The organism is Streptomyces sp. R818 (assembly GCF_056172735.1).
This window is the reverse complement of sequence record NZ_JAOCNE010000014.1, coordinates 364,952-378,522: the sequence shown is the minus strand read 5'-3', so window position 1 is coordinate 378,522 and position 13,571 is coordinate 364,952. Positions and strand designations below refer to the sequence as shown.

The following is a 13,571-nucleotide window of genomic DNA, read 5'->3' as shown; positions in this document are numbered from 1 at the left end:
GTCACTCCCTTCCGCCAGCCATCGAAGCACGGTCTGTGCACTCGGCGGGACGGAAGTGGAACGGAAGTAGAACATGCGGTGATTGGCCCGGAGTTGGCGGGCGACCACGCTTAGGACGTCACCACTTGTCGAACCCTTTGGACGGTCCTGAGTAATGGAGCCCCTCACGGAGCAGCACCCGGTCAGCGGCCCGGCTGTGTACGGCTTCCTGCGGCTGGTGCGGGTCTCCGCAGCCCGGCATGCGGCGCTGGCCGCGGCGCTCACCGAGTACTGCCGCAGCCACGAACTGCAGCTGTCCGGCGTCTTCACCGACCGCGACGTGAGTTCTGGGCCCGATTCCGCAGCGTTCACCGGACTGCTAGACGTGCTTGCTCTGCCGGACGTGTATGGCGTGATCGCCCCGGCTATGTCGCACCTGGGGCCGCAAGCCATAGCCCCTGAGAAGCCGTTGTCGTACCGATCCTGATGGACGTGGGTTCGACGGTGGGAACTCGGTCGGGTGGTCTTGCTGCATGCCGAGCATGAAGACAGGGCCTCTGGTGCAGCTCGGGGTTGTCGAGACCTTGAGCGCGCCGGGAGGCCCTGTTGTCACAGTTGTACGCCCTCGCGCCAGTCGGTTCCAACTCGGCCGCCCGGGAGTGTGATTGTCTCGCCCACCGGTTCGGGAACGCCGGGAACAACCCGCACAGGCGTCCGAGATACCCCTCGGACATGACGGACGCGGAATGGGCCGTCGTGCGGGACGCGATGCCCGTGCCCTCCTGGCTGGAGGGCCGCGGTGGGCAGCCGGAGGGCTACTGCCACCGCCAGCTGGTCGACGCGGTGCGCTACCTGGTCGCGGGTGGCATCACCTGGAGGGCGATGCCGGCGGACTTCCCCGCCTGGGACCGCGTCTACGCGTTCTTCCGGCGCTGGCGGGACAGGGGCCTGGTCGCCGAGTTCCACGACCGGTTGCGGGATCGGATCCGCGAGGCGTCGGGCCGCGATCCGGAGCCGACCGCGGGCGTCATCGACGCCCAGTCGGTGAAGGCGGCGGCGTCGGTGCCGGCCGCAAGCCGGGGCTTCGACGGCGGCAAGAAGGTGAACGGCCGCAAGCGGCACATCGCCGTGGACACCCTCGGGCTGCTGCTGACGGTGCTGGTCACCGCCGCATCCGTCACCGACCGCGAGGCCGGCGGGACGCTGCTGGAGCGACTGCGTCAGCGGCACTGGCGCATCTCGCTGGTGTGGGCCGACGGCGGCTACACCGGACGCCTGGTCGAGATCGCCCGCGACGTTCTGCAGATCGCGCTGACCGTGGTCAAACGCGGCGACGACGCCACCGGCTTCACCGTGCTGCCCAAGAGGTGGCTGGTTGAGCGGACGTTCGCGTGGCTGATGCGCTCACGCCGTCTGGCCCGCGACTACGAGACCCGCGCCGACACCTCCGAGGCGATGATCCGGTGGTCGATGAGCATGGTCATGAGCCGCCGGCTCGCCCGGGGACCGTCCTGAACATTCCCGGGCGTTCCTCGACCAGCCAGCCCCGCGCGGCCAGGCGCTTCACCTTCGACCGAACTCCCTCGACCTTCGCCGCGACCACCTGCAGGCCCAGGGCCGCCGCGAGCTGCCGGCAGTCCATCGCCTCCCCGCCCCGATCGGCCAGGATCTTCACGAGCCGCTGGTAGTCCGGCGCCAGCGAGTCGAGAGCGAGCCCTTCCCTCCAGGCGGGAACCACCGATCCGGACACCGCCTTGGCGACCGGCGCAGGCCGGTGAACGGCCACCTCGGCCAGGGGCACCTTCTCGCCTGCAGCAGGTTCTGCCAGGACCTCCGCCACCGTCTGACGGGCGATAACGAATCGTTCGCACGCGGCTTCCGCCTCTTGCAGCTCGGCCTGCAGGGCCTCCACCCGTTGCCGGGCAGCACGCTCACGCTCTTCCAGCAGCCCCATCACCGACGGCATCCGACACCTCCACCCAGGAGACGACTCGACGCCCCGTCTCTGCCACCGAAGCACCGGAACTACGCCTGACCAGCGGAAACACACCCGTCACTATCGGAAAGACAACGGCTTCTGAACGCAGGCGACGGATAGAGGCGGTCGGCTCGCGGCTGCTGCTGGTCCGCAAACCGCGCGTCGCCCAGGACTCCGTCTCCCGCAGCGGCCCCATCCGCAGCCGCCACCCCGGAACCACCCGCACCCTGGACGCCGAGTCATGAAGACCTTGCTGCCCCAGACGACCCAGCGATTCTTCGAGGACCGGCCCGAGTCGGTCGGCCGTGCACGATCCTTCGCCTCCAAGACCCTGCCCGACTCGGGCCTGCTCGACCGCGCCAAGGACATTAGGCTTTGCACCCGAGCTGAGCGCCGACCAGGACCTGAACGTCCTCGTCCCGCTCCGCGCCACGGGGATGCTGCTTACCATCTCGATGCGCAGCTCGCGGCACCCCGGATCACCCGGCCCTGCGCCAGGAATGCGACTTCGTCGAGGAGCGGTTCACCGCCTGGCTCCGTAGGGCGGAGGAGGCTATACGGCCCGAGCCGATTCGCCTGTTCCAATCGGTGGGCTACCAACTCGACACGCCCCTTGGCCTGAGCAGGATGCTTACTCACGGTGCCGCCCCGACGAGGCGGGGCGCGCCGCGGCGGCCGTGACGGCGAACACCCTGCCCCTGCACTGGGCCAAGAGGCCGATCACGCCGGTGTATAGCGAGTGAAGAAGTCGGTCTCGGCCTCTGACATGCGGCGTAGTACGCCCGTCTCCAAGTTGAAAGCAGCCATCTTGGTCGTCGCCTCGGCGTACGTATGCTCGGCGTCCCTGATCGCGTACCCGAGCTCGAGCCGCGCGCCTCGGCAGGTGACGACCCAGACATCGACGTCGACGGGCTGATCGCGGTAATCCAGGGGCTTCTTGTAGTCGATGATGGACTGCTGAACGACGAAGGCGTGCCGTCGCCGCTCGGCTGCATCCGTCGGCAGCAGCTCCTGGACCATCCGGGTGCGGGCTTCTTCGAGGTAGGTCAGGTAGCAGGAGTTGTTGACGTGGCCGTAGCTGTCGGCGTCGGCCCAACGCAGCGGAAGCGAATAGGTGAACTTGGGCATGAAGGTCTTCCTGTGCAGGTTAAGAGGGTGCGCAGCGGAGGGCCGCTCGTCACGAGAGCCGCTTTCAGTGATTCCCGGACGACGCCCTGTTGCCTAGAACTGGCCGGCCTACAAGGCCGCGGGCCCGGCCTCATCATTCTCGATCTTGTTCAGGACTTCGCGCAGCACGCGCTGCTCGGTATCGCGCTCTTCGAGGAGCTGCCCGATCCGCGCGGTGGCCGCATCAACTTCGGTCGGCAGCGCGGCCCGTACCAGTTGGAGCACTTCGTCAAGGCATGCTCCGTGGACGGCTCCGCGCGGCACGCGGGCTATGACGGTGGCGGGCCGCACGTGCGTGACAGACCAGATTCCGGCGGCCTCCTCAACCGCCCACACCACGGTGCTCTGCTCGGGCGCAAGCGTGAGCTGGGCGCCGGGCCCCATGAGCCTGCTGATCGCCGGCATCGCTACGCCGTTCGCCCCGGCCAGCTCGACCGCCTCTTCGGGGGCCGACACGACCGTGCGGGACGCGAGGGCCGCCGCCTCGCGGCGCCAGCGGGTGGCAGCATCTTCGGCCACACGGTTCTGCGTGTGACGCTGCGCCGCCTCCACGTCGGCTTCGTCGGCGGATACACCCGCCCAGGCGTTGCGGACACCTCCGAGCGCGTCCCAGTCCCCCTCGCCCCCTTCGACCCAAGTGATCACGACGAAGCGCGCCTCGGGCATCGACGCCGGGTACAGGACATGACTGACGACCTCGATGGTCTCCCAGGCAAGCGCGGGCACGTTCATGCGGAACACGTGTCCGTCGCGGGTCTCGCCCATGTCCTGCTCGGTCTCCCACACCTGACGCGCGTCCGGATCCTTCGTGACCTGCTCGATCAGCTCGCGAAGATCCACGTCGTCGGGCCTGGCCGCGTGGGCGAACTTCAGCATCTTTACGTAGGCGCGGGCGTGCATGTCCCAGTCCTGGTATTGGGTGCGCGCCTCCGTCGAGGTGAGCGCCCAGCGGATCAGGTTCGCACCTGGCTCCATCACCCAGGGCCACCACTCGGCCATGGCCGAGTTGAAGCCGATGATGTTCCAGTGCTGATCGCACAGGTAAGCCGGGCTGGGCATCTGCCGGTCGATGAGGAGGCGCAGCGCCTTCTGCAGCTGCGGCTGGGCAGCGCCACGCGGCGGGACCAGGCTGCTCCCGATGTTGTGCAGCATGATCACATGACGCTGCTCGGCGTCCAGAACGAGTAGGTCGGCGAGCGATTCACACTGCCTTGGGCTGAGACGAGGTGGCGTCGCGCCCTGCTCGATCTTGCGATAGGTGCGTTCGCTGATCCCCAGCGCCCGGGCCGCGCGGTCCTGGTTCACACGGGCCGCCTTGCGCCACCCGCGGAGCAGGGCGCCGAAGCCCATGTACTGACCGGCCAGGCGCCGGCCGGTTGATTGCGAATTCCCTTCCGCTGCACCGCCATTGGCGCCACGAACCTTTTGCTGCGCGACCACGCGAAACCTGCCTAACGCACGAGGGAAACACCTAACCTCGGACGCCTAGAAGATGCACGACGCGAGGACAGCATCTTCACGTCCGAGCCCCCACCACCGACGACCATACGCAATACAAAAATGATCATGGATCAGTGTGGCCTGCCCCACACCCAGGTCAAGTCTTTCCCCGCCCTCGTCAGGCACTGCTATCGCGAGACAGACCACGCGATCCGACACTCGCCGAACCATCGCTCGGCAGAATCGGCAAGATGTTGCCGATTTTCACCGAGGCGCAGTAACCAGCGGTCTGGACCACGAAAGATCCACTCATTCTCAAGATTGCTCGACCCCATCCCCCCGCCTCCCCTTGGGAGTTACCTTCCATCATCGGTCACAGCGAAGCGTTTCAGGGGACCGACTTAAAGTGCCAAAAAGGACAAATCGATAGCCATTGACGCCCTCTTGCGACTTGGCTTAAATCGCTTCTGACCAGGCTGTTTCAACAAACTGTTGCCTCCAGTGCGGCGCCAGGGCCGTTACCGCCTCCACTTCGGGCGGTGCGCCGCCCCTGCACCTCGCCCGCCGGGAGCCCGAGCCTGACAGTCGAGCACGAGGGATAGGTATGTGGTGGCGTCTCAAGCGCAGTGAACCCCATCGCAGCGTTCTGCGGAAAGAATGCGAGCGGCTCCTCGCTGATCTGCCTTTGCCTGAGCCGTTCGACATAGAGGGCCTAGTCCGGAATATGCAGGACGAACTCGGCCGACGAATCGTCCTCATCCCTCTAGCTGATCATGAAGCAGGTCCTAGCACGGCTTGCGGATTGCGCGTGAAGACTCCGGACCTGACGTTCGTGCTGTACCGCCAGCGCGCTAGTCGGCATAACACCGACCACGTCATCCTTCATGAGTTGTCCCATGAGTGGTTCGACCATGGCACGACGCTGACGAAAGAGGAGATCGAGCGGTTTGTTCCGGCTCGGATCAGGCAGACCGTCTTGGAGCGCTTTCCGGGTGCCTTGGTACAGGGGCGGGCCAACTACGACACCCCTGAGGAGCAGCAGGCGGAGCTGTCGGCCTACCTGATCAAGCGATCGGTGCGTCGACGTCAGCCGGCCGATGTCGGCGGGGACGACATGGTCACTCTTCTCGAACACTCGCTGTCCCACCCCGTCGCCCCGCCTCGGCGCGGCACACCGAAGCCCTGAGGAGGGCAGGCGCATGCTCGCCTTCTTTGAATACCTCGCTGCATCCGTCATGACCGTCGTGTCGCTCTGGCGGGCGCCGGCAGTCCGGTATGGAGATGCCCATCGCCGGAGCCTTTGGGGTGGCTACGCGGGTTTCGCTGCCGCGCTCTGGTTGAGCACGGGGGCGGTGATGGATGCCGTCGCACAGATACCAGTGGTCGACCTTGACGCGCTCCTGAAGCATTTCGCATCCACCTCCGCGATTCTGGCTGCCCTGACCTACGTGGCGACCAGCTACGGCAAGAGTTCGGCTGTGGAGGTGCCGCGCCACGTCGCTGTCTCCCGTTGGATCGCGCGGGTCGCCTACAAAGTCGGCATGGTCGGTGTGACCATACTGACGATCCTGTTCTTCACCGTGGTGAAGCGGACCACGCCCAGTGAGGACTTTGTGGCCGATCACTCGGGTGAGCTGGGCGCCGGCATCTACATGACGGTCTTCTACTTCTTCCCGCTCGTGACCACCGCGGTGTGCGGTTACCAGTGGACGCGCGCCACACGGAGGGCCGAGTCCACCTCCATGCGCGTGGGTCTGGTGCTGATGGCCATCGCCATGTGGATGGGACTGATCTACGTCGCAGCTCGCATCGCGCTGATCTGGGCTGCCATTGTGGCCCCGCTGGCTCCCGCCACCCTGGACGCAGGCGTCACCGGCACAGCGCTGTGGATGAACGCCTTGTTTCTCATCGTCGCGGTCGGTGCGAGCATCCCGACGACGCAGGCCGTTGTTGCCCGCTGGAGGACCTGGCGGGCGCTTTACCGGCTCTATCCGCTATGGCGCGATCTGGTGGACGCTTTTCCCGGCACCAGCCTGTACCCACCGCGTTCCCGACTGCGTGAATGCACCCGTTCCTTCTCCACCTTCGACGTGCGTCTGGACCGTTGGACTCAGGACATCGCTGACGTCTCCGACAAGATCCGCTACGTCGTGCCGGCGGAACTGCTCTTCGTCGCTGAAGAAGAAGTCGCCGACCACCCCGACCCTGAGCCGGCAGCCGAGGCGTACTGGTATCGAGCAGGCATTGAAGCCGCTGCGAGGCGGGAGCCCAGCGAGCGTCCACTCCTGCCTCTGCAGAGCAAGCCGTTCACCGACGCCACCGCCGAGTCGGCCTGGCTGGTGCGCGTCCGCGCGGCATACTCCGAGATCACCGCAGCTCAGGCACGCCACCTGCTCACCCTCGCCGAAGCAGAGACGACCTGAGTCGGCCCCGTCCGCCCGCAGTCCCGAATTACCAGCACATCCCCGAACGTCGGTACCCCGACCGCCGCGGCCAGGAGAACGCCAGCATGAATCTCCCCACAGACCACCTTGCCTTTCCCCCGCACTTCGCCTGGGGCACGGCCAGCTCCGCCACCCAGAGCCAGGGCGCGACACCAGCGGACAACTGGTGGGCGTGGGAGCAGGCAGGCAAGGCACCCAGCAGCGGCGACGGGAACACCTTCGGCGCCCGATATGCAGATGATTTCGAACTCCTCGCCGACTGGGGCTTCGGTGAGTACCGCATGTCCCTGGACTGGGCCCGGCTCGAGCCCGAGCCGGGCCACCACGACGCGCAGGCGATCGAGCACTACCGGGCGATGCTCACCTCGGGCCGCGATGCCGGACTGACCATGTGGGTCTGCCTGCTGCATACGGCACTGCCGACGTGGTTCGCCGACCAAGGCGGATTCCTGTCCCCGCGAGCAGACGAGACGTGGGCCCGTCACGTTCAATTCATCGCCGAGACGTTCGGCGACCTCGCCGATGGCTGGATGCCGATCAACAACCCCACTGCCTACGCACAGAAGGCGTACCTGACCGGCACCTTCCCGCCCGGCCACACCTCCCAGGAAGAGTTCCTCACCGCGCTGCAGGCCATCCACCGGGCTGACTTCGAAGCCGCCCTCCTCCTGTGCCAAACCGGGAAGCCCACCTCCACAAACGAGGCCCTCCTCACTCTCCACCCGAACGACGACAGCACCGAGACCACGGGCATTGCCGCACTGATCGACTCCGTCGTGTGGGACTCCTGGCTGAACCTCGCCCGCACTCCGCGCTACCAAGACGCCTTCGACCAGTACGGCTTCAGCTACTACTTCTCGCCCGCGATCAACGCCGCCGGCGACCTGCTCCCCCACCCGGCGTACGGCCCGGTGGGCCCGCAGGGTTACGTGGCCTGGGCACCCGGACTCGGCGAGGTCCTCACCCGGCTTCACAAAGAGCTGCCCGGCAAACGCTTCCTCGTCGCCGAGATCGGCTACGGTGGCGACGACGATGCCGCACGATCCGCCTACCTGCGCGAAGCCATCACCGAAGTACACAGCGCGATCAAGGACGGCATCGACATCTCCGGCATCCACCTGTGGACAGCCATCGACAATTACGAGTGGCTCGACGGTCACAACGTCGCCTTCGGCCTCTTCGACCGGAACCGCTCCCCGCGCGCCAGCGCCCGAATGATCCGCGACCTGATGGCCTCGTGACCAAACCCCTACCAAACGCACTGTTACCGTGAAAGATGATGTCGCCCCGGTACAGCGCCAGCGGGCGCTCGACTGGACAGCTCGGCGCCTGAGCCGGCGGCTTACCGAAACTGATTACCGATGGAGTTCCACCCCGTGTCTCACCCCGCCGCCCCCTCCTGCCTCGTTCTGGACTTCGGAGGCGTGCTAACCACGCCCCTGCTGCCGGCCGTGCTCGCTTTCGAACAGCGGGAGGGCTTGGCCGAGGGAGCGTGTATCAACGCGCTCTATCTGAACGAGGAAGGCGTCCGCCGCACCCGAGACCTGGAGCGCGGGGCCATCACGCAGGCTGAGTGGAACGAGCACGCGGCAGCAGCGCTCGGCGTGCCGGCCGACAATCTCATGGGCCGGATCTTCGCCGACCTGAAGCCCGAGACCGCGGTCATCGGCGCCGCAGCCGCCGCGCGGCGGGCCGGGATCAAGGTCGGCATCCTGTCCAACAGCGTCGGGTTGCATCCGTGGAACCTGTACGACGGGTACGACCTGGACACCTTGTACGACGCCGTCGTGATCTCCGAGCACGTCGGTCTGCGCAAGCCCGACCCGGCCATCTTCGAGGACGTCCTCAAGCAGCTGGATGCATCAGCCGACCGGAGCGTCTTCGTCGACGACACCGCCGACTATCTCCAGCCTGCTGCCGACCTCGGGTTCGCTACGGTCCACGCGACCGAGCCGCACAAGACGATCACGCAGCTGGAGGCGCTCTTCGGTACCACCCTCACCGAAGAGTGATGCCCACGTCCGGCCCCCTGCAGGCCAAGCGCCCGTTCTTCTCGGCGCCGTCGTCCGAGCCGAACCGCATGAGGTGACAAGTTGAGCGATTCGACGCAGCTCCGGTACCCCGCGGCACCGCAGCGGCCTCAGCCGCCAGCCCCGCAGCCCCGTTGGGAGGGCCTGTTCCTGGCGCCCGACTGCCGTGACCGTCCTGACGGGGAACAGACGGCCGTACCCGAAGCACGCGAACGGCGGCGGCGCGGCGGTCGGCGCACACGATAAGTCGGCAGGCGATCGCCGAGCACCCGACCTCCACGCAGCTGGATCGATGCCGGACTGACACGCCGGCCGCTCCTGCAGGCGCCCCGCGTGTCGGACGCTCTAGGGTGAGGCTGGGCGTCTTGTGGATGCACCGCGGTGGGCCCGGTGTCCACGCGCCGGGCCCAACATCGGTGCGGCGCGGGTCGTCATCGGACGCCGAGGATGTCCACGGCTCTCATCCGCCGGATTGAGTTCCCGGCAGCTTCTGCAGCGCTGCGATCAGATTGTTGATCGTGGCGACCGCCTCGGTTGATGCGCCCTGCTGATTGCCGCGCGCCGCCAGGCCGAGAATCTGGCCGTTCTCGAAGCCCTGCAACAGCTTCAGGGCCTCGATCGCTGCGGGCATGTCGTGCCAGTCCGCGTCACTGGCAAAGACTTCCGGGGCGATCTTTAGCGCGGCGCCCAGCCCCTCCCTCACCGGCGGCGCCACATCGATCTCAGCGCTCGTCCGCATGCCCCGGATATCTTCCTCCGTGACCAGTACCGTCCCGGCGCCCTCGTTCACAGCCTGGGCGATTTCGACGTCCGATGGCACCGACGCCAGGTAGCCGGCCTGCAGCAAATAGTTGATCTTTTCGCCCACTGTTCGGGGCAACGACTCTTCGCCCCCCTCTGTACGGGCAGTCGCGTCGACCCCGAAGGACCGGTCCTGCGCTCGCAGCAGATCTTGGGTGCTCACGCCGTACGCGGCAGCCAGCGGCTCCACGGAGGCGTCCTTGAGCCGGTCGATGCCGCGCTCTGCTTTCGAGACCGGGATGTGACTGCGAGCACCGATGAGCGGTCCGACTTCCGACTGCGCATACCCGGCGTCGCATCGCAGGTCGGCCAGATCCGGTTCGCCCTCGCGCGGAAACAGCTCGTCAAGCGGACTCTGAAGCGCCTCGGCAATGACCGGCAGCTTATGCGGATCAGGTGTCGACTCGCCGCCTTCCCACTTCGCCACGGACGCTCGACCGACGCTCACCAGCGCCCCGAGGTCGTTTTGCGTGAGGTCGAGTTCTCTGCGCCGAGCACGAACGCGCGCACCACTGAACTGACGAGCGGACATGCGACTCCAAATGCTGCGCGACCTGCGAAAACGGACAACGAGGAAACTTCACCCACCCGCTTGATAGGCGAAAGCACGTAACGTAACTTTACCTATCGAGGCGGGTCGCCGCACGGTTGTCGGCCTCAGTCTGCCAGTTCGTCATCCTCGGCAGGCCCCTCGCCCTCCCCTGAATCCGGGGAGGCGAACCCCAGCACTGGAGATCCGCATGAGTCTGCCACCGATTGACGCCTCTGCCCAGCCCGGGCAGAACTGGCGGGCATCGGGTCGTATCTCCACACGTCCGCAGCTCTACACATCGGTGTCGAGTGCTCTGTGTCTCACCAAGAGCCCGAGCCGCCAGCTCCTACCTCTCCTCCGGCCGGTAGCGCCGAAGCCGCCCCGCAAGAGTTGTAGAGAGTCCTTTAGCAAGGTCTGGATCTTGCCGTGACCTCTGCATATGTTCGTCGTCCCCGCCGGGCACCCCGCCCGACCGCGGCCCGAGAAGGAGCCATGCAACACAACGAGAGAGCGCCCTGAACTCGCCTCGAAACGGCGAAGGCGCCCAAGGAGCAAGCTCCCGGGCGCCAAACACCTAGTGGCACTCCTGCCCCGGCAAGGGCGGAGATTCACCCACCTACACCGCGCCGGCCCTTTCCACGGGGCACACCGGCACGGGCTTCACCGAGGAGAGTCTTACATGCGGCCTGCCCTGCGCAAAAGGCCAGCGTCCCCAGCCCGCGCAGCAGAAGCAACCGCCGGCCCACTCGCCGTCCCATCAGCCCTCGTCCCGACCCACCACCAGAAGCCGGTGCCCCGATGAGCGGGCAAGCACGGAAGTGGGTGTGGGAGAGCAGCGCCAGCCGTGGCACGGCCCGCCTGGTCCTGCTGTCGATCGCTGACCGGATTCCCGACGCCCAGTGCGTCGCATACGCCTCCGTGACCGAGCTGATGGAGCGGACGCACGCGAGCCGCAACGCAGTGCGTACCTCGCTGGCCCTCCTGGCGGACGCCGGCGAGCTGGAGATCCTCAAGGAGTACGAGGGCCCGCAGCACAGCACCGTCTACCGCATGCCGCGCCCAGCCGCCTGGCTCGCGAAGGTCGCGGCAGCACAGGAGACCAACCCCGACCTGTGCGTCGAGGACGTCGAACCCCTGACGGATGCCGACCCCGCCCCTGACCTGAAGGATTTGGACAAGGAGCTGCTGCGCAAGCACCGCATCTGGTTCACCGCAGAGTCAGAAACGGGCCCCCGTCGTCAGAATCTGGCCGGGTCAGAATCTGCTCCCCCTCGTCAGAATCTGACCCCTCCCCGGGTCAGAAACCGACCCCCCTCCGGGTCAAAATCTGACCCCCAGAACTGTAGTAGTGAACCGAAGGTGAACCGTAGGTACAGCAGCAGTGCTGCCGACCTCACCACGGCCACCGACTGGCAGGTCGACGACGCGAGCCTGTCCTGGGCCCAGCAGCAGGGACATCTGGAACGCCTCGGTGAGCAGGGCCTGCAGGCCGCCGACGCGAAGTGGCGGCACTACCGGGCCGCCTGGAGCCCTCGCTCCGCCGCCGCCTGGGCTGCCGACTGGCGGTCCTGGATCGACCGCGAGCACACCCCCACACCCCAGCGCCCGAACCTCTACGCCCTGCCCGGCGGCACCCCCGCCCCGCAGGCCGGCATGACCCGCTCCGAAGCGCACATGGCCGCCCTGCTCGCCGCCGTCGACGAACCGACTGGAACGGAGTAACTACCATGGACCGCCGCGAAGTTGCTGCCGTACTCACCTACGTCGGCCGCCTGGACCCCCGCACCATCCGCACCGACGCGGGCGAAGCCCGCGACCAGCTCGCCATGTGGCACGAGCTGCTCGCCGACGTCCCCATGACCACCGGCCAGGGCTGGGACGTGCGCGACGTGGTGCGCAAGCGCGTCGTCGCCTCCCCGTACCCGATCCTGCCCGCCGACGTGGCCCGCGAGTGGAACGCCCACTACCGCGACCGCCTGGGCCGACACACCGATCCGACGCCAACGGCCGACCCCGACGACCCGCGCGCCTGGCGGGCGGAACTCGTCGCGACCCGCGACGCCGTCGTGACCGGGCGGATCGCGCCGACACCGCACCGCGGGGTGACGACCGGGGAACCCCAGCCCGGCCTGAAGAAGATGCTCAAGGCCGTCGGCACCTACGTCCCGGATGCCGTACGAGCCGAACTGGCACCCTTCCGGCCCGCCCGCGCCGCCCGTGAAGCCGCCATCGCCGCCGGCGGGCCCGACATCTTCAGCGTCCCGTGCGACAGGTGCAGCGCCCCCCAGGGCGAGCCCTGCCGTGAACGGAGCGGCGGAGGTGTCCGCAACCGGAACACCAAACCACGCATCGAGCCGCATCCGGTCCGCGTCAAGGACGCCCTGGCCGCTCAAGCCCAGGCCCTACCTGCCTGACCCGGCCGCCACAGCTCCACAGAAACGTTCCGCCACGCGGTACGGCACACCGCCGTACCCCGAGCCCGCCACGCAACGCCCCCGCCGCACCCCAGCCGACCCAGGTGCCGAGCGACCGCGCCGACCGAGGCGACTTCCGGAGACTGCCTTGCGCCACATCACCACCAACGACACCCCGCCCCCGGCCCTCCGGGGCATCGCCGACCACAGCTGGCAGGCCCGCGGCCTGTGCCACGGCATGGCCCCCAAGGACATTGACGAGTTGTTCTTCCCCGGAGCCCGCGCACGCGCGGCCATCGACGAGGCCAAGTCGATCTGCGGCCGGTGCCCGGTGAAGAAGGCGTGCTTCGACTACGCCCTGGACAACGAGATCCGCCAGGGCGTGTGGGGCGGGCTCACCGAGGCCGAACGTCGCCCCTGGCACGCCAAGGTCAACAAGCGCCTGGACTACAGCCGGGTGAAGGCCGCCTTCGAGGGGCGCGACGTCCACCTCAGCGACGCCGAGCGAGACGCCGTCACCCGCCACGCCTACGTCCGCGGCTGGAGCCCCGAGCGCCTCGCATACACGCTGCGCCTCGAACTCGACTGGGCGCGCGACCTGATGCGCAACGCCGCCCACGCCGTCGCCGACCGCGACCGCTACTGGGACCAGGCCAACGACGCCGAGCCGGCCGACGACGAGACCACCGAGGACGACGACGCCGCCTCGTCGGTCCAGGTGCCCCGCCAGGTGCAGACCGACTCCCTGATCGCCGCCCTCCGAAAGGCCGCATGACTCACCCCATC

General features: G+C 67.6%; 13 protein-coding genes. 9 read left to right on the top strand and 4 right to left on the bottom strand.

Translation table 11 applies throughout. The annotated features are described in order from the left end of the window. Positions 1-154: 154 nt before the first annotated feature. A complete protein-coding gene (locus N5I75_RS33370; RefSeq protein WP_476683842.1) occupies positions 155-466 on the top strand; it encodes a hypothetical protein in 312 nt (103 codons plus the stop codon). Between the two features lie 245 nt (positions 467-711). Then, a complete protein-coding gene (locus N5I75_RS33365) occupies positions 712-1,494 on the top strand; it encodes an IS5 family transposase (RefSeq protein WP_476683840.1) in 783 nt (260 codons plus the stop codon). Here the strand turns inward: N5I75_RS33365 and N5I75_RS33360 are convergent. The 3 genes from N5I75_RS33360 to N5I75_RS33350 all read right to left on the bottom strand — a co-directional run bounded on the left by N5I75_RS33360 (position 1,460) and on the right by N5I75_RS33350 (position 4,564). After that, positions 1,460-1,945 carry a hypothetical protein gene (locus N5I75_RS33360; RefSeq protein WP_476683838.1) on the bottom strand — a complete coding sequence of 162 codons (486 nt, stop codon included), beginning with the start codon at positions 1,943-1,945 and terminating at the stop codon, positions 1,460-1,462. The two genes, N5I75_RS33365 and N5I75_RS33360, sit on opposite strands and share 35 nt — an antisense overlap. A gap of 732 nt (positions 1,946-2,677) precedes the next feature. After that, on the bottom strand, positions 2,678-3,085 hold the full coding sequence (locus N5I75_RS33355) for an acyl-CoA thioesterase (RefSeq protein WP_476683836.1): 408 nt from the start codon (positions 3,083-3,085) through the stop codon (positions 2,678-2,680). Positions 3,086-3,193: 108 nt separating this feature from the next. Further along, positions 3,194-4,564, bottom strand: coding sequence for a helix-turn-helix domain-containing protein (locus N5I75_RS33350; protein ID WP_476683834.1), 1,371 nt, complete (start codon positions 4,562-4,564; stop codon positions 3,194-3,196). 808 nt (positions 4,565-5,372) lie between these two features. On the opposite strand from N5I75_RS33350, the gene N5I75_RS33345 reads away from it, so the two are divergent. From N5I75_RS33345 to N5I75_RS33330, 4 genes are all read left to right on the top strand, one after another. Further along, positions 5,373-5,750, top strand: a complete 378-nt coding sequence (locus N5I75_RS33345) for a hypothetical protein (RefSeq protein WP_476683832.1) — start codon at positions 5,373-5,375, stop codon at positions 5,748-5,750. 13 nt (positions 5,751-5,763) lie between these two features. Then, entirely contained in the window at positions 5,764-6,987 is a 1,224-nt protein-coding gene (locus tag N5I75_RS33340) for an MAB_1171c family putative transporter (protein ID WP_476683830.1), read from the top strand. Positions 6,988-7,073: 86 nt separating this feature from the next. Beyond that, entirely contained in the window at positions 7,074-8,249 is a 1,176-nt protein-coding gene (locus tag N5I75_RS33335) for a family 1 glycosylhydrolase (protein WP_476683828.1), read from the top strand. A gap of 120 nt (positions 8,250-8,369) precedes the next feature. Continuing rightward, a complete protein-coding gene (locus N5I75_RS33330; protein WP_476683826.1) occupies positions 8,370-9,020 on the top strand; it encodes an HAD-IA family hydrolase in 651 nt (216 codons plus the stop codon). A gap of 478 nt (positions 9,021-9,498) precedes the next feature. Here N5I75_RS33330 and N5I75_RS33325 read toward each other — a convergent pair whose 3' ends face one another. Continuing rightward, entirely contained in the window at positions 9,499-10,371 is an 873-nt protein-coding gene (locus tag N5I75_RS33325) for a helix-turn-helix domain-containing protein (protein ID WP_476683824.1), read from the bottom strand. Between the two features lie 798 nt (positions 10,372-11,169). On the opposite strand from N5I75_RS33325, the gene N5I75_RS33320 reads away from it, so the two are divergent. The 3 genes from N5I75_RS33320 to N5I75_RS33310 all read left to right on the top strand — a co-directional run bounded on the left by N5I75_RS33320 (position 11,170) and on the right by N5I75_RS33310 (position 13,560). After that, positions 11,170-12,093 carry a helix-turn-helix domain-containing protein gene (locus tag N5I75_RS33320; protein ID WP_476683822.1) on the top strand — a complete coding sequence of 308 codons (924 nt, stop codon included), beginning with the start codon at positions 11,170-11,172 and terminating at the stop codon, positions 12,091-12,093. A gap of 5 nt (positions 12,094-12,098) precedes the next feature. Continuing rightward, complete coding sequence (locus N5I75_RS33315; protein WP_476683820.1) at positions 12,099-12,785, top strand: zinc finger domain-containing protein; 687 nt, start codon at positions 12,099-12,101, stop codon at positions 12,783-12,785. A gap of 148 nt (positions 12,786-12,933) precedes the next feature. After that, a complete protein-coding gene (locus tag N5I75_RS33310) occupies positions 12,934-13,560 on the top strand; it encodes a WhiB family transcriptional regulator (RefSeq protein ID WP_476683818.1) in 627 nt (208 codons plus the stop codon). Positions 13,561-13,571 lie beyond the last annotated feature (11 nt).